Here is a 16,390-nt window from a genome sequence, read left to right as displayed (position 1 = left end):
CGTTTGCCGGGCCTACACGTCACGTAGGCCCGGTAAGCGTAGCGCCACCGGGCGCATTTGTTACTGATTCCGCGTCGCCCTAAGCAGCGTCTCCAGCGGGTACACCGCCGCAATCACCACCTCGTCCTGGATCGTCGCCGCGTTATCCAGTTCGCTCTGGATCGACGCGATCTCGTTGTCGTCCAGCGTGCCCTGACGCGCCACCAGATCCGTCAGCCTCAGGCCAATCGAGGCCAGTTTATCCACCTCCTGGATCACCGGCTTAATGGCCTTCAGCTGATAGCTGTTTTCACTCAAGGCCAGCGCATCGCTGGTGTTGTTCTGCCAGCGGTTAAAGACGTGGCGCAGCGCGTCGGCGCTTTCCGTGTCTTCCGCGTCGCTCACCAGACGGTCCGCCCATTTATTCATCTGACGCACGGTCGCACTTTCCGCGTTTAGCGCGTCAGCGAGCCGGTTGAGCGGCTCAAACTGATGATAGTTTCCGGCCTGGAACTTAAGATGCTGGCGGGTGTAATACTGCGCCGGTTCAAGCGCCTGGGCGAGAATTTGCAGCGGAAGGGTATCCGCATTGTTGGCGAGGCGCGTGAACTGCACCTGCTGCTGGGTATGCTGCTGTAGTCCAGCCGACACCGTGGACCAACTGTCCATCGCCTGGAGCCGGGTATACATGTTGTCGATGTCGTTGACGTCCTTTGCCGACCATAGCCGCTCCGCCACCGCAAAGGCGCGCGGCCACAGACGGATATCCAGCACCGGCGCGACCACGTTTTCCGCCCACAGCGCGGCTTCACCGCCGAGCAGATTGGCCTCGTTCGCCGGGTCCGGCACCACCGGCGGTATGCCTTTTGGCACCGCGTCCAGACGCGTGCCGTCGATCGGGTAGCGGGCGTTACCCACCAGGAAATAGCCGCTGAGCTTATCGTTCTCAACAGAAACGACCGGACGCGTTTCACCCATCCAGGTATCAACGGTAAACGTTACCTGGTTGTCGTCCCGCCACTGAATGTTCTCCACCGCCCGACGCGATTTTCCAGCAAAATCAATAAATCCACGCCACCCGGCATCGCCTTTCACCAGCGTAAAGCTGCCTTCCACCGGCTTGCCTTTCAGACGCGGCATGGAGAAAGCCCAGCTCTGGACGCTGTCGGTGTCCGCTATCACATCCACGCCGTTCAGCCCCTGCGGCACAATTTCATTGCGGTAGTGGTAGGCGGTGGATTGCGGCTGATCGAGGTAGAAACCGGTTGAGAGAATACCCTTATAGCCGTTCTGCGCCACCTGCCCCAGCGCGTCCTGTCCCTGCCAGGACTGGATCAGAATGCTTTTCGGCAGATCGGGATGGTAGATCTCATCCCAGCCAACCATCTGCCGGTGGTGCTTCTCAAGGATCGTCTCCAGCTTGCGGTTGAAATACGCCTGCAACGCGTGGCTGTCCGCCAGTTTGTTGTCGCGCATAAACGTCTGGATCGCAGCGTTCGCTTTCCACTGGCTGTCGTCAACCTCATCGCCGCCAATATGCAGATACGGATCCGGGAAGATCGCCGCCAGTTCGCTGACCATCGCGTCGGCAAAGGTATAAGTTGCCTCTTTTGTTGGATCCAGCACCGGCTTCAGCACGCCCCAGTGGCGCTCCATGGCGTAAGGCCCCGGCGCGCTCATCAGCTCCGGGTAGGCGACGGCAATCGCCGAGGCGTGGCCCGGCATATCAATTTCCGGCACCACGCGTATGCCGCGCTCGGCAGCGTAACGCACAATCTCGCGCATCTGCTCCGGGGTGTAGAACAGCCCATCGCTGGCAAGCTGGGTTAATTTTGGATAACGTTTCGAGGTAAAGCGCCAGCCCTGATCGTCCGTCAAATGCCAGTGCAGGACGTTGAGTTTGGCCGCGGCCATGCCGTCGATCTGGCGTTTAATATCCGGAATCGGGAGGAAGTGGCGCGCCGAATCGAGCAGCAGCCCGCGCCACGGGAAGCGCGGCGAATCTTCAATGGTCACCCACGGGATCGAGGTGTTTTCGGCGCCGTTCTGCATCAGCTGAAGCAAGGTTTCCATGGCGCGCAGCGCGCCAAAGCGGGTGTTGGCAGAGATATTTACGCCGTTGGCGTCCACCGTGAGTTTATAGCTCTCATCGCTGTCCGGCAGCGGCTGCGGCTTCACCTTTTTGGCGATGGCGATGCGGATGGTCGGCTTGTCAGGTTTTTCGGCCTGCGGCTGTAGCGTCCAGCCGGTTTGCAGCGCAATGCGCTGGCGCAGGCGGTTGACCGCATCCCCCAGATCGTCGCCGCTGACGCTCACAGAGAGTTGATTGTTAAGCACCAGCGCGCCCTGAGTGGTCGGACGTTCAACCTTCGCAGGCCAGGGCATTAAGGGAAGGTCACCTGCCGGGGCGGCAAAGGCGGAGGCGCCGAGCATGAGCCCGGCGGTTAAGAGGCTGTACCGTAACATGAATGTTCCTTATCTGACGGGCCAAATACAGGCAAAACATTCTGTTAACATGCGCTCAAATTGTCGTCAAGCGAATGCGCCGACGGAGATCACAGGTTGTTGAATTTGGGAGGAAAGCCAGCTGCCGGGTGGCGGCTTCGCCTTACCCGGCCTACGTTCGGATCGTAGGCCCGGTAAGCGCAGCGCCACCGGGCTTGCCGTTACTGCCATCCATATCGGCGCGCATAGAACCCTTTCACCATCTGCGTCAGCACCATGTAGCCCGCGAGGATCGCCACCAGCCATGGGAAGTAGCTCAGCGGCAGCGCCTGAAGTTGCAGGTAGCTTGCCAGCGGCGAGAACGGCAGCGCGATCCCGAGCGCCATCACAATGCCCGTCATCACAATCAGCGGCCACGCGGCACGGCTCTGGATGAACGGAATGCGGCGGGTGCGGATCATGTGCACAATCAGCGTCTGAGACAGCAGTCCCACCACGAACCAGCCGGACTGGAACAGCGTCTGGTGTTCTGGCGTATTCGCATGGAACACAAACCACATCAGGCAGAAGGTCAGAATGTCGAAGATTGAGCTGATCGGCCCAAAGAACAGCATAAAGCGCCCCAGATCGGCGGGGTTCCAGCGCTGCGGCTTCTGGATCTGCTCGTCGTCCACGTTATCAAACGGGATCGCCACCTGAGAGACATCGTACATCAGGTTCTGGATCAGCAGGTGCAGCGGCAGCATCGGCAGAAACGGCAGAAACGCGCTCGCCACCAGCACGCTGAAGACGTTGCCGAAGTTGGAGCTGGCGGTCATTTTGATGTATTTGAGCATATTGGCGAAGGTGCGACGCCCTTCGATGACGCCCTCTTCCAGCACCATCAGGCTCTTTTCCAGCAGAATGATATCCGCCGCTTCACGGGCAATATCCACCGCGCCGTCCACGGAGATACCGATATCCGCCGCACGCAGGGCTGGCGCATCATTGATGCCGTCGCCCATAAAGCCCACTACGTGCCCTTCGCGACGCAGCAGAGTGACGATGCGCTCTTTATGCAGCGGCGTCAGGCGGGCAAACAGCGTGGTGCGTTGGGCAAGCTCGGCCAGCTCATCGTCGGACAGGTGCTCAATGTCGCTCCCCACGACGACGTCGCCCGCGTCCAGGCCGACTTCGTGGCACACTTTGGCCGCCACCAGCTCGCTGTCACCGGTGAGGATTTTGACGGTGATACCGCTCGCTTTCAGCGCTTTTAGCGCCGGCGCGGTGGTCTCTTTCGGCGGATCGAGGAATGCGATGTAACCTTCGAGGATCAAATCGGATTCATCGATACGCTGGTAGTCACCTTCCCGCGCAGGCAGGAACTTGCTGGCTACTGCCACCACGCGCAGCCCCTGACGGTTCAGGTTATCGGTGACGCGTTTGATGCGGCGCAGCATGGTCTCATCCAACGGCACGATCTCGCCGTTATGGCGCACCTGCGTGGAAACATTCAGGATCTCCTGCAATGCCCCTTTGCAGATCAGCTGATGTACGTCCGCCTGCTCGCTGACCACCACCGACATGCGGCGGCGCTCGAAGTCGAACGGGATTTCATCCACCTTCTGCCAGCGACCGGAGAGCGTGCGGGCAGACTCCTCGTCCACCCCTTCCAGCACCGCCACGTCGAGCAGATTTTTCAGCCCGGTCTGATAGTGGCTGTTCAGCCAGGCGCTGTGGAGCACGCGCTCGCTGGTTTTTCCGGCGATGTCGGTGTGGTTCTCCAGCACGATTTTGTCCTGCGTCAGGGTGCCGGTTTTATCGGTGCAAAGGATGTCCATCGCGCCAAAGTTCTGGATGGCGTCGAGGTGTTTAACGATCACCTTTTGTTTAGAGAGTTTGACCGCCCCGCGCGCCAGCGTGGACGTGACAATCATCGGCAGCATTTCCGGCGTTAAGCCAACGGCCACGGAGAGCGCGAACAGCGCCGCTTCCCACCAGTCGCCTTTGGTGTAGCCGTTGATCAGCAGGACAATCGGCGTCATGACCATCATAAAGCGGATCAGCAGCATGCTGACGCGGCCAATGCCTTTCTGGAACGCATTCGGCTCGCTCTCCTGCTCGCTGACGCGTCCGGCAAGCTGTCCAAACCAGGTATTGCCGCCGGTGGCGGTGACAATCGCCTGCGCGGTGCCGCTGACCACCGTGGTGCCCATAAAGCACAGGGTGTCGCACTCCAGCGGGTTCATCTGCTGCGGATCGCGGGTCCGCGCTACCTTCTCTACGGGCAGGGACTCACCGGTGAGTGACGCCTGCGCGACGAACAGATCCCGCGCCTGGATGACGCGTAAATCCGCCGGGATCATGTCCCCCGCCGCCAGCTTCACCAGATCGCCCGGCACCAGTTGGTCAATGGGAAGCTCAATCCAGGCGTTCTCGCCGAGGTCGTTAATCACGCGCGACACGGTGGCGGTGTTGCTGACCATCGCTTTCAGGGCGTCCGCCGCTTTGGTGGAGCGCGCTTCCTGAATAAAGTTCAGCAGCGTGGAGATCCCCACCATCAGGGCAATCACGCCTGCGGCAAACAGATCTTCAGTGGCGTAAGAGATAATCCCGAGCACCGTCAACAGCAGGTTGAACGGATTGCGGTAGCAGAGCCACAGGTGGACCCACCAGGGAGAGGGTTTCTGCGCCGGGATCTGGTTATCGCCATGTTCCGCGCGGATTTTTGACACTTCTTGCGCGTTCAGCCCTTCCGGGTGGCCGCCAAAGGCGCGCCAGACTTCGTTTTCATCCATCGCCGCCACGTTCAGGCAGCGCTCGGTCAGGGAAGCGGGGATTGCCGCTCCCGCCATGGTGTTGGCATTTGGCAGCGGATCGCGCGCAATCAGGCGATGTGGCAGGTGACGGCTCAGCAGCGCTTGCAGCTGCCGGGTGATATTTTTCAGCATAGTCATTCCCCCGCATCCGCAAAGGCGGACGCAGTTTTCCCGCAGGCGTGGCAAAGCCGTACCTGTCAGGCACTTAATTTATCAAGCAGGAACGTATGAACGTTGCTGCCTCACGCCGGTGAGACAGCAAAAGGCTGGCTTACCGGAAAGAAGGTTTTCTCCTGGTCAGGAGAGGTGTGGGATCGGGATCCATGTGGCCTCCGGTAAGTAAAAAGTTGGGTATCGGCACGCAGTATAGTGATTTATCCATACCGTTTGTGACTAATCGGGCGGTATTATAACGCCCTGCAAATAAACCGAACGTAAACCAGACTTTGCCCATAGCGAATTCGCAGGATAGCATTAGGCTCAATTGATTATTTTATCGTTGTTACAGGGAATACAGCATGCAGAACCGCCTTACGATTAAAGATATCGCGCGTTTAAGCGGCGTGGGGAAATCGACTGTCTCACGCGTGCTGAACAACGAAAGCGGTGTCAGCGAGCGCACACGCGAGCGCGTCGAGGCGGTGATGAATCAGCACGGTTTTTCCCCTTCCCGCTCCGCGCGCGCCATGCGCGGGCAGAGCGATAAAGTGGTCGCCATTATTGTCTCGCGTCTGGATTCCCTCTCCGAAAACCTCGCCGTACAGACGATGCTGCCCGCGTTCTACGAGCAGGGCTACGATCCGATCATGATGGAGAGCAAGTTCTCCGCGCAAATGGTGGAGGAGCATCTCGGCATGCTTCAGCGCCGTAATATTGATGGGGTGGTGCTGTTCGGATTTACCGGCCTAAAAGAGGACGTGCTTAAACCCTGGCAGCCGTCACTGGTGCTGCTGGCGCGCGACGCCAGCGGGTTTGCCTCTGTCTGTTACGATGACGAAGGGGCGATCGTGATCCTGATGCAGCGCCTGTATGAACAGGGCCATCGGCATATCAGCTATCTCGGCGTGCCACATGCTGACATCACCACCGGCAAGCGTCGCCACGAAGCGTACCTGGCGTTTTGTAAAAAACACAATCTTCCCGCCGTGGCCGCGCTGCCCGGTCTGGGTATGAAACAGGGATATGAACAGGTCGCCAGCGTGCTGACGTCACAAACCACCGCCCTGGTATGCGCCACGGATACCCTTGCATTGGGTGCGAGCAAATATTTGCAGGAGCAGCGCATCGGGGAACTGCAATTAGCGAGCGTGGGAAGCACGCCGCTGATGAAGTTCTTACACCCGGAGATTATCAGCGTTGATCCGGGTTACGCCGAGTCTGGCCGGCAGGCTGCCGCGCAGCTGATCGAGCAGATTACCGGGCGAACCGAGCCCCGTCAGATCGTTATTCCAGCCCATCTCTCATAATTCTTTTGAATAGATTATTGTGATCTTCGCCCGATTTCGGGAACGTTCCCATTTTCGCCGTCACGTTGAAGGAGTAGGCTTGCGCACAGGTCATAACCCCTATCACCATCTGTCATGAGGTTTCATGATGAGTAAAGTCAAACAAACAGATATCGATCAGCTGATCGTCCTGGTCGGCGGACGCGATAACATCGCCACCGTCAGCCATTGCATTACCCGCCTGCGCTTCGTGCTGAACGATCCGGCCAAAGCCAACCCGAAGGCCATTGAAGAGCTTTCCATGGTTAAAGGCTGCTTCACCAACGCCGGGCAGTTTCAGGTGGTGATTGGCACCGAAGTGGGCGATTACTATCAGGCTCTGCTGGCGACTACCGGGCACTCTTCCGCCGATAAAGAGCAGGCGAAGAAGGCCGCGCGCCAGAATATGAAATGGCATGAGCAGCTGATTTCCCATTTTGCGGAGATCTTCTTCCCGCTGCTGCCAGCGCTGATCAGCGGGGGCTTAATTCTGGGCTTCCGTAACGTCATCGGCGATGTGCCAATGAGCGACGGCAAAACCCTGGCGCAGATGTACCCGGCGCTGCAAAGCATCTATGACTTCCTGTGGCTGATTGGCGAAGCGATCTTCTTCTATCTGCCAGTCGGGATCTGCTGGTCCGCGGTGCGCAAGATGGGCGGAACGCCAATTCTCGGTATCGTGCTCGGCGTGACGCTGGTCTCTCCGCAGTTAATGAACGCTTACTTACTTGGTCAGCAAACGCCAGAGGTGTGGAACTTTGGCCTGTTTACCATCGCCAAAGTGGGCTATCAGGCGCAGGTGATCCCGGCATTGCTGGCGGGCCTGGCGCTGGGCTTCATTGAGACGCGCCTGAAGCGCATCGTGCCGGATTACCTCTATCTGGTGGTGGTCCCGGTCTGCTCGCTGATCCTGGCAGTGTTCCTGGCGCACGCCTTTATCGGTCCGTTTGGCCGCATGATTGGCGACGGCGTGGCCTTCGCGGTCCGTCACCTGATGACCGGCAGCTTCGCGCCAATCGGTGCCGCGCTGTTTGGCTTCCTCTACGCTCCGCTGGTGATCACCGGCGTGCACCAGACCACGCTGGCGATTGATATGCAGATGATCCAGAGCCTCGGCGGTACGCCTGTCTGGCCGATCATCGCCCTGTCTAACATTGCGCAGGCCTCGGCGGTAACCGGCATCATCATCGTCAGCCGTAAGCACAACGAGCGAGAGATCTCCGTTCCGGCTGCCATCTCCGCTTACCTCGGCGTCACTGAACCGGCGATGTACGGTATCAACCTGAAATACCGCTTCCCGATGCTCTGCGCGATGATCGGCTCCGGTCTGGCGGGCTTGCTGTGCGGCCTGAACAGCGTGATGGCGAACGGGATTGGCGTCGGCGGCCTGCCGGGTATCCTCTCCATTCAGCCCGCGTTCTGGCAGGTATTTGCGCTGGCGATGGCGGTGGCGATTATCATCCCAATGGCGCTGACTACTGTGGTTTACCAGCGTAAGTTCCGTCAGGGCACGTTGCAAATTGTTTAATTCTCTCTTTCGGGGCGCAGTTGCGCCCCTTCGCATTTGCAGGAACGTACTATGAATACCCTTCCTCACTGGTGGCAGAACGGCGTCATCTATCAGATTTACCCAAAGAGTTTCCAGGACACCACCGGCAGCGGCACGGGCGATCTGCGCGGCGTGACGCAGCGCCTGGACTACCTGAAAACCCTCGGCATTGACGCCATCTGGCTGACGCCGTTTTATATCTCCCCGCAGGTGGATAACGGTTACGACGTGGCGAACTACACTGCCATCGATCCGACCTACGGCACGCTGGACGACTTTGACGAGCTGGTTGCCCGGGCGCATGAACGCGGCATCCGCATCGTGCTGGATATGGTCTTTAACCACACGTCCACGCAGCACGCCTGGTTCCGTGAGTCGCTGGATAAAGCGAGTCCGTACCGCCAGTTCTATATCTGGCGCGACGGTACGCCGGATACGCTTCCCAACAACTGGCGCTCCAAATTTGGCGGCAACGCCTGGCGCTGGCACGCCGAAAGCGAGCAGTATTATCTGCACCTGTTCGCACCGGAGCAGGCGGATCTCAACTGGGAAAACCCGGCGGTGCGCGCCGAGCTGAAAAAAGTGTGCGAGTTCTGGGCCGATCGCGGCGTGGACGGCTTGCGTCTGGACGTGATTAACCTGATTTCAAAAGATCAGGATTTCCCGGACGATACCCTCGGCGACGGTCGCCGCTTCTACACTGACGGGCCGCGCATCCACGAATATCTCCAGGAGATGAGCCGCGACGTCTTTACGCCGCGTAATCTGATGACGGTGGGCGAGATGTCCTCCACCTCGCTGGAGAACTGCCAACAGTACGCGTCTCTTGACGGCCGCGAGCTGTCGATGACCTTTAACTTCCACCACCTCAAGGTAGACTACCCCGGCGGCGAAAAATGGACGAAGGCGAAGCCGGACTTCGTGGCGCTAAAAACCCTTTTCCGCCACTGGCAGCAGGGGATGCACAACAAAGCCTGGAACGCGCTGTTCTGGTGTAACCATGACCAGCCGCGCATCGTGTCGCGCTTTGGTGACGAAGGGGAACACCGCGTGGCGGCGGCGAAAATGCTCGGCATGGTGCTGCACGGGATGCAGGGCACGCCGTATATCTACCAGGGTGAAGAACTGGGTATGACCAACCCGCATTTCAGCCGTATCACCGACTACCGCGACGTGGAAAGCCTGAACATGTTCGCCGAACAGCGGGCTAACGGTCGCGATACGGATGAACTACTGGCGATTCTGGCGAGTAAGTCACGCGATAATGGCCGCACGCCGATGCAGTGGGACGCCTCGCATAATGCGGGCTTTACCGAGGCCGAGCCGTGGATTGGCGTCTGCGACAACTACGAAACCGTGAACGCCCGCGCGGCGCTGGACGACCCCGATTCGGTGTTTTACACCTATCAGTCGCTGATTCGCCTGCGCAAAACCTTGTCGGTACTGACGTGGGGAGACTATGAAGATTTGCTTCCGGATCACCCTTCCCTGTGGTGCTACCGCCGCCAGTGGCAGGGACAAACGCTGATGGTGGTGGCGAACCTGAGCCACGCGCGCCAGCAGTGGCAGCCCGCCTCCGTAGAGGGAGCATGGCGGGTGGCACTCAGCAACTATGAAGAGGTTCCCTTCCGACCCGATACGTTGCTATTGCGCCCGTTTGAAGCTATCTGGTGGGTGCAGGAATAAACCTCAGGAGATACAGCATGCTGTATCTCTTTTTTTATGTTTAGCGATACGCTAAATGTACGACGATAACTTTTACAATATGGCGCACTCAAAATAAAAATAGCCTGCCAATTAAATAACCTCGGCAGGATATTATGAAAAAGATAATTATTAAAGCAACGTGTATTAGCGCATTATTATTGAGCACACAGGGATGGTGCGGGAATACGTCCGTCGACCTTCGCTTTGGTCATAATACGCGCTCAGACGTAAATGATTCACGCATTAAGGTCATGCATCAGGCGAATAACGGTTTTTACTTCTCCGTTGAAGCCGCACAAAACCATAATGATACGTTTTTTGGTGATACCGACAGATATAATCCCGACGACAAGGGGTTAACGGAAGCGGCACAGGAAATCGAAACGCGCTGGCGTTTTGATCTGGGAAATGGTTTCGCCGTTGCGCCTGGCATGGTGACGGTTTTCACCGCCAGCAATACGCATTACCGCCCCTTCATTCAGGGCTGGAAAGCCTTCGATAACGGTCTGAATCTCTCCGCCCGTTACCGCTATAACACCGTCAATGACGCGCACAGCGATAAAGAACTCGACGGCAGCGGTTATACTCGCCGCCAGTCACACCAGTTCGACATTTGGTTCGCGTATAACATCGGCAAATTCGGTATGTCCTATAACCCGCGCTTTCGCTGGCAGGATAACGTCGATCAGGGAACCGGGGATGACACCTACTGGGAGCATACCGTCGCGTTCAACTACAAGTTCGACGATGGCTGGACGCCATACGTCGAACTGGTTTCACTGGATAAAACGTACATCAATAATGACGGCAACCATGAAAATGATTATGCCGTACGTCTGGGAATAGTGAAGCAGCTCTGACGGCCTGACTACACCGTATCGTGCTGTAGCAGCCTACAGCCGATACGGTCCACGGCGCTTAACAGTTCAAGCTGCCCTTCCCGCTGATACAGCGAAACCGCGTTAATGTCGATTGGTAACGGCCAGCATAGCGTTGAGATCGACGCCAGTGTCGACCCCTGACGGGTAATCGCAATAATCTTCAACCCTTTGCGCAGCGCGTTACGCGCCATTTCAATCAGCGACTGCGTCTCCCCGGATTTACTGATCAACACCAGCGTCCCCTTCGATACGCGTGTCAACTGGTGCATGTCATTCAAAATAAGGTGCGGCAGGCTCGCCAGCGACAAAAAGCGCGACAGGTAGTTGAGGCTGGTGAGCGAGGCTCCCCGTGCGTAAAGATAGATATGGCTGGAATGCGTAAGCAACCTGGACACGTCTGTCACAATATCATCCGGCTGCGGCCCCACGTCGGGTGTAGCAGGTGCAGGTGTAAAATGGTCGCGTAAAAAACGGTACCGAAGCTCGGTATAGCTTTTATAGCCCATTTTTTTACATACACGATTAACGGATGTTGTCGTGGTAAAGGTATCACGGGCAATCTCTTTTGCCGATATATTAGAAATATTACACGCATGATGCTGAATGTATTCAAATATCAAACGTTCACTTCCCTGGAATGAATTCATCTATTACGCCCCGTTTAATCCCGAGATGATATTAACACAACAGAGAAATAGTCTCTGGAAGGCGCTTCACACATTGCATTTACGCGTATCACGATACGAAATTAGTATTAGCAAACATTAAAAACTGTTTTAGGTTCTCTTTATACTTCCCCTGTTTTCACATCCAGGGAATTATGACAATGACGAAACAAAAAGTTGTCGCGGTAACGGCCTGCCCGACAGGTATCGCACACACCTTTATGGCGGCGAATAAAATTATTGCATGGGCTAACGAGCACAATATCGAGGTAAAGGTCGAAACGCAGGGCAGCGATGGCGTTAAAAACCGCTTAACAAAACAGGATATCGCCTCCGCCACGGCCATTATTCTGGCAACCGACGTTCCCATTCAGGATGCCGAGCGTTTTGAAAACATTCCTCACCTTCAAACCCGCACACAAGAGCTGATCAAACATACCGATCGCTATCTGCGTCAGGCGCTGGCAAAGGAAAAAAACGTCACCACTGTCGCACAAGAAGACGATCTTCAGCGTTCGGCTTACCAGATTTTTATTGGCCATATTATGACAGCCATCAGCTATATGCTGCCGGTGGTGGTGATGGGCGGGCTGATGATGGCGACGGCCAAAATAACCGGGCAGTTTATTAACATCGAACATTCGCCGTTCAGCGTGCTGGATAAAGTGGGCTTTATGACCATTAAGTTCATGTATCCCGTTTTTGCGATGTATCTGGCGTTTTCCATTGCCGGTAAACCGGCACTCATCCCCGGTCTTATTGGCGGCATCATGTCAGACGAAGTCTATAAGCGCTTCTTTGATATCGAAGGCTTTATGCCATCCGGCTTTTTCGGCGCCATTGGTATCGGCTTTTTTGTGGGCTATCTGGTGCGCTGGCTCAATGATTCGATTCACGTCCGCCAGCAGCTCACCACCATTAAAACCATGCTGCTCGTCCCGCTGATCACCGGCATTACGCTGGTGATGGTCATGGAATATTTGATTAACCCGATTTTTGGCTCGCTTAACCAGCTGATGGTGGTCTTTTTTACCTCGGCAGGTGACACCGGGCGCGGGTTCTATTCCGCGATGATTGCCGCGGGCACCGCGTTCGACCTGGGCGGTCCGGTCAACAAGGCGGCAGGCTCGGTCGCGCTCGGCCTGAATGGCATGAGCGAGACGTTTGATTTAACCGCCCGCGAACTCTCCATCGTGATCCCCTCCATTGGCGTCGGCTTTGCTGCGTTCCTCAACGGCCGCTTTGGATTACCGGATGTCTTTAGCCAGGAAGAGAAAACCGTCGGTAGCACCTCGTTGTTGCTGGGCGTGATTGGGATCTCCGAAGGCGCGATCCCGTTCATCCTGAAAAACCCACGTCTGATCCCGGTGTTCATGACCGGTGCCGTCGCCGGCGCGCTGGTCGCCATTACCCTTGGCGTGAAGCAGACGCTGCCTCTGCCAGCCGTCTGGGGCTGGCCGCTGGCAACCAACGTGGCGGGCTACCTGGCGAGCGTCTTTATTGGCGCACTGATTTGCGCCCTGGGCGTGCTCTATGTCAGCCCAAAGAACGCCAGATAAGGGGAACGTCATGAATCAGATCCACGTCATTGCCCATACGCACTGGGATCAGGAGTGGTATTTCACCCGTCAGGACAGCATGGTGCTGGCGTCATATAATTTTGCGGACGTCATCAACACGCTGGAGCAGGACTCCGCTTACACCTGCTATCACCTTGACGGACAGATGGCGGTAGTGGAGGACTTTCTCGCCATCAATCCTGATTATCGCGCCAGGCTGGAAAAGCTGGTCAGAGAAAAAAGGATCTTCGTAGGGCCATGGTATACCCAGACGGACACCTACAACGTGCATGGCGAATCGATTATCCGCAACCTGAAGTACGGCATTTTTTCTGCCCGGACGCTGGGGCATGCGATGCAGGTTGGGTATCTTCCGGATACCTTTGGCCACAATGCGCAAATGCCCACGATCTTGCAGGGCTGCAATATCGACAATATCGTCTTCTGGCGCGGTATCGATCACGACAGGCACGCCAAAAGCAGCCAGTTCCTCTGGCGCGCACCCTCAGGTGCGACCGTCATCGCCTGTGCGATGGCGCTCGGTTATGGCGCGGCTAAAAACATGCGTTCGGAAGCCTCCCATCTCCGGGGAAAAATCTACCCGATGACCACACTTTTGCGTTCACGGGCCGGTCTAAACGACCTGCTCCTGCCCTGCGGCGGCGATCAGGTCAGCATCGACCCGGCGCTACCGAAAATCCTGGAGGTCGCCAGCGCACAGTCCCCGGATCAGGACCGTTACTTCATCAGCTCTCTGGAGCGTTATGTAGAAACCCTTCGCGCGCAGCGTGAACAGTTTGAGCTCCTGGAAGGAGAGCTGAAATCGCCGCGCTACACCCGCATCCATAAAACGATCGGCTCCGTGCGCTACGACATCAAAAAGAAAAACGATGAGGTTGAACAGTTCATCCTGCGACAGCTGGAGCCGACAATCGCAATGGCGCGTCACCAGGGGATTCCGGTCAACCTCGCGGTAGTCGACACCCTCTGGAAAAAGCTGTTGCGAAACCATGCCCACGATTCCATTGGCGGCTGTAATAGCGATGCCACCAACCGCGACATTCTGCATCGTATGGAACAAACCGAACAGCTGTGCCATAGCCTGTGGAATCTGGTGGTGAAAACCCTGGCCGCCGCCTGCGTTCAGGATGGCGACCTGCTGATCTTTAACCCGCTAGCTACCCCAACGCAGCGCGTGGTGATAAACACCCTGTATAGCCGGGCGGATAATATCGCCCTGACGCATCAGGGGCAGCCCATCCCTTTCGACGTCCTGGAAAGAGACATTCTGCCCGGCGGAACGGCGATCTCCCTTACCGCCGAGGGCGAGTGCGAGACGCCCCTTCTCCCTTATTACCGCTGGCACGTTGCGGTAAAGACACCGGTTCTGCCGCCGATCGGCTATCTCACCATTAACGTTGAAGAAGACCCTGCGCCTTTCCTGGCGTCTGAAAAGATAAAGGGCAGCGAGATTGAGAATGCGCATTATCGACTGTCGCTGGATGCCGGAACGCTTACCCTGCATGACAAACGCAGCGGCAGACGTATCCCCTCTTTCTTTACCTTTGAAGACTGCGTGGACGCGGGCGACAGCTACGATTTCTCACCGCTTGCGGGCGACGCGCCGACGCGCTGTTCGCATTTTACGCTCGTCGACGGCGTAAAAACGCCGCTTGTCGAAAAGCTGACCGTCGAGGCCACAATGCGTCTTCCGCAGGATCTCGCCAGCCGTCAGGATACGGCCCGAACGCCGTTATCCATTCGTCTGGTCTGCGAATTACGCCACGACGATCCGAATCTGTATGTCGAGGCTTCGCTGGAAAACAGCCACTGCGATCACCGGCTACGTTTACTGATCGGCAGCGATGTTCACACCCGTCACGCTATCGCCTCACAGCCCTTCGCAATCATCCAGCGCGAAACGGGATATGACGGTGAACACTGGCAAGAACGCTATCGCGAGAAGCCCGTGGATATCGAAACCAGCGAGGGCATTATCGCTGTCACGGAACCGGGTAAAGCGCTGGTTGTGACTAGCCGTGGCATGAAAGAATTTCAGATTATCGGCAGCGAACCCGCTGCTATTGCCCTGACGATGTTTAAATCGACGGGCGTGCTCGGACGCAGCGATCTCGAATGGCGACCGGGTCGGGCCTCCGGCATCAATAATACGGTGGTTGAGACTCCTGATGCCCAGTTGCTGAAACCGTTGCGCTTTTCATTCACCGTCGCGCTGGCCGACAACGCCGACCACCTCACGCTGCGCCAGCTGGAAAATCAGGCGGCTGGACAGCCCTTCACCTACCAACGGCAAACGCTACACACGCTCGATCACCGTCTTGAGCGCTTTTCGTTGCGTCTGCCCGAGCGCAGGCTTCCGGCAGAGTTCTCGCTACTGACCGTGCCGGAGCCGCTCATCCTTTCCGCTCTGCCCCATGCGCAGCTGCTGCATGGCACCGTCTTACGCGTATTTAACGCCGGGACACAACCGGCTCCCGTCCCGGAAAGTCTGGCAGTGTTACGGCAGATCAACTATCTGGAAGAGCCGATGCAACCGGTAACGGCGATCCTCCCCTCCGCAACCTGCGATTTTTTGATTGAGGCTTAATATGAACTTGCTGGCATTGACGCATCCCGATCTGGTGTTTATCAACCCGCCCCAACGTACGCCGGAAGCAGTGATCCGTTGGCTCACCGAGCCGCTCGCCAGGCGGAATGTCATCAACGATCGAGAGGCATTTATCGAAAGCGTTTTACAACGCGAAAGTGAAGGCCCTACCGCGCTGGGTGAAGCGCTCGCCGTCCCGCACGGTAAAACCGAGGCGGTGCAACAGGCGGCATTTTGTCTGGCGCTCTTTGACGATCCGATATGCTGGCCGGGGCTGGAGGGTGATGAAGAGGTGAGGATGGTTTTCCTGCTCGCCATTCCGCCAGCGGAAGCAGGCAGTACGCATATGCACCTGCTGACGACGCTGACCAGCAGACTCACGGATGAGCGGGTGCGTGAGCAATTGCTGGCGGCGCGTACGCGGGAAGAGGCGATGTCTGCGCTGAGTAATGAAGGTTCTCAAAAACAGGACGATGCCCCCGAAAGCTCTCTTCTCATCCCGTTGGTACTGGGCTGCATCGTTACCGTAGCCTTTTTGCAGGCAGGGTTGAGCTGGGCCTGCGGGGTGAGTTAATCGAGCAGCGCTCAGCACAGGCTCTGCTGAGCGCTTGTTTTTGTTGAATAATTAATCAGATTTTTCCTTCGAGTCTTTACAATTGCCCCAGCGCCCGCCGTTTGTACTCTCGTCTTTTTACTTTGTTCTGCATCAAAAAAA

The 16,390-nt window shown here is 57.1% G+C and carries 10 protein-coding genes; 7 read left to right on the top strand and 3 right to left on the bottom strand.

Annotated features, from left to right (window positions below):
- Positions 1 to 60: 60 nt before the first annotated feature.
- Both ACQG1Y_RS02685 and mgtA read right to left on the bottom strand, forming a co-directional pair.
- Complete coding sequence (locus tag ACQG1Y_RS02685; RefSeq protein ID WP_045341486.1) at positions 61 to 2,445, bottom strand: beta-N-acetylhexosaminidase; 2,385 nt, start codon at positions 2,443 to 2,445, stop codon at positions 61 to 63.
- Positions 2,446 to 2,645: 200 nt separating this feature from the next.
- Positions 2,646 to 5,354 carry a magnesium-translocating P-type ATPase gene (gene mgtA, locus ACQG1Y_RS02680; protein WP_086626230.1) on the bottom strand — a complete coding sequence of 903 codons (2,709 nt, stop codon included), beginning with the start codon at positions 5,352 to 5,354 and terminating at the stop codon, positions 2,646 to 2,648.
- Between the two features lie 386 nt (positions 5,355 to 5,740).
- On the opposite strand from mgtA, the gene treR reads away from it, so the two are divergent.
- The 4 genes from treR (at position 5,741) to ACQG1Y_RS02660 (ending at position 10,822) form a co-directional block, all read left to right on the top strand.
- The gene (gene treR / locus ACQG1Y_RS02675; RefSeq protein WP_017383908.1) at positions 5,741 to 6,688 is read left to right on the top strand and encodes a trehalose operon repressor TreR; all 948 of its coding nucleotides are present in this window, start codon (positions 5,741 to 5,743) and stop codon (positions 6,686 to 6,688) included.
- A 127-nt stretch (positions 6,689 to 6,815) separates the two neighbouring features.
- Complete coding sequence (gene treB, locus ACQG1Y_RS02670) at positions 6,816 to 8,234, top strand: PTS trehalose transporter subunit IIBC (RefSeq protein WP_020480548.1); 1,419 nt, start codon at positions 6,816 to 6,818, stop codon at positions 8,232 to 8,234.
- 51 nt (positions 8,235 to 8,285) lie between these two features.
- Positions 8,286 to 9,941 carry an alpha,alpha-phosphotrehalase gene (gene treC / locus ACQG1Y_RS02665; RefSeq protein ID WP_165468259.1) on the top strand — a complete coding sequence of 552 codons (1,656 nt, stop codon included), beginning with the start codon at positions 8,286 to 8,288 and terminating at the stop codon, positions 9,939 to 9,941.
- 134 nt (positions 9,942 to 10,075) lie between these two features.
- Entirely contained in the window at positions 10,076 to 10,822 is a 747-nt protein-coding gene (locus ACQG1Y_RS02660) for an oligogalacturonate-specific porin KdgM family protein (protein ID WP_047732933.1), read from the top strand.
- An 8-nt stretch (positions 10,823 to 10,830) separates the two neighbouring features.
- On the opposite strand, the gene ACQG1Y_RS02655 is transcribed toward ACQG1Y_RS02660, so the two are convergent.
- Complete coding sequence (locus ACQG1Y_RS02655; protein WP_015572516.1) at positions 10,831 to 11,490, bottom strand: MurR/RpiR family transcriptional regulator; 660 nt, start codon at positions 11,488 to 11,490, stop codon at positions 10,831 to 10,833.
- A gap of 179 nt (positions 11,491 to 11,669) precedes the next feature.
- Here ACQG1Y_RS02655 and ACQG1Y_RS02650 point away from each other — a divergent pair, with 179 nt between their 5' ends.
- Genes ACQG1Y_RS02650 through ACQG1Y_RS02640 form a run of 3 tightly spaced genes read left to right on the top strand, consistent with a single transcriptional unit; the run spans position 11,670 to position 16,249 of the window.
- A complete protein-coding gene (locus ACQG1Y_RS02650) occupies positions 11,670 to 13,067 on the top strand; it encodes a PTS fructose transporter subunit IIC (RefSeq protein WP_072059120.1) in 1,398 nt (465 codons plus the stop codon).
- Positions 13,068 to 13,077: 10 nt separating this feature from the next.
- Positions 13,078 to 15,675, top strand: coding sequence for a glycoside hydrolase family 38 C-terminal domain-containing protein (locus tag ACQG1Y_RS02645; RefSeq protein WP_163278566.1), 2,598 nt, complete (start codon positions 13,078 to 13,080; stop codon positions 15,673 to 15,675).
- Between the two features lies 1 nt (position 15,676).
- The gene (locus ACQG1Y_RS02640) at positions 15,677 to 16,249 is read left to right on the top strand and encodes a PTS sugar transporter subunit IIA (protein ID WP_045338909.1); all 573 of its coding nucleotides are present in this window, start codon (positions 15,677 to 15,679) and stop codon (positions 16,247 to 16,249) included.
- The last annotated feature ends 141 nt before the right edge of the window (positions 16,250 to 16,390 follow it).

The organism is Enterobacter cloacae complex sp. 397G4 (assembly GCF_050031515.1).
GTDB classification, from domain to species: Bacteria; Pseudomonadota; Gammaproteobacteria; order Enterobacterales; family Enterobacteriaceae; genus Enterobacter; species Enterobacter hormaechei_C.
This window is presented reverse-complemented; position numbering and strand designations above follow the sequence as displayed.

What these genes read in the sequence shown, in the direction of transcription:
- mgtA (WP_086626230.1), bottom strand. Translation starts at nt 5,354, where the DNA reads ATGCTGAAAAATATCACCCGGCAGCTGCAAGCGCTGCTGAGCCGTCAC.
- ACQG1Y_RS02655 (WP_015572516.1), bottom strand. Translation starts at nt 11,490, where the DNA reads ATGAATTCATTCCAGGGAAGTGAACGTTTGATATTTGAATACATTCAG.
- treC (WP_165468259.1), top strand. Translation starts at nt 8,286, where the DNA reads ATGAATACCCTTCCTCACTGGTGGCAGAACGGCGTCATCTATCAGATT.
- ACQG1Y_RS02660 (WP_047732933.1), top strand. Translation starts at nt 10,076, where the DNA reads ATGAAAAAGATAATTATTAAAGCAACGTGTATTAGCGCATTATTATTG.
- ACQG1Y_RS02650 (WP_072059120.1), top strand. Translation starts at nt 11,670, where the DNA reads ATGACGAAACAAAAAGTTGTCGCGGTAACGGCCTGCCCGACAGGTATC.
- treR (WP_017383908.1), top strand. Translation starts at nt 5,741, where the DNA reads ATGCAGAACCGCCTTACGATTAAAGATATCGCGCGTTTAAGCGGCGTG.
- ACQG1Y_RS02640 (WP_045338909.1), top strand. Translation starts at nt 15,677, where the DNA reads ATGAACTTGCTGGCATTGACGCATCCCGATCTGGTGTTTATCAACCCG.
- ACQG1Y_RS02645 (WP_163278566.1), top strand. Translation starts at nt 13,078, where the DNA reads ATGAATCAGATCCACGTCATTGCCCATACGCACTGGGATCAGGAGTGG.
- treB (WP_020480548.1), top strand. Translation starts at nt 6,816, where the DNA reads ATGAGTAAAGTCAAACAAACAGATATCGATCAGCTGATCGTCCTGGTC.
- ACQG1Y_RS02685 (WP_045341486.1), bottom strand. Translation starts at nt 2,445, where the DNA reads ATGTTACGGTACAGCCTCTTAACCGCCGGGCTCATGCTCGGCGCCTCC.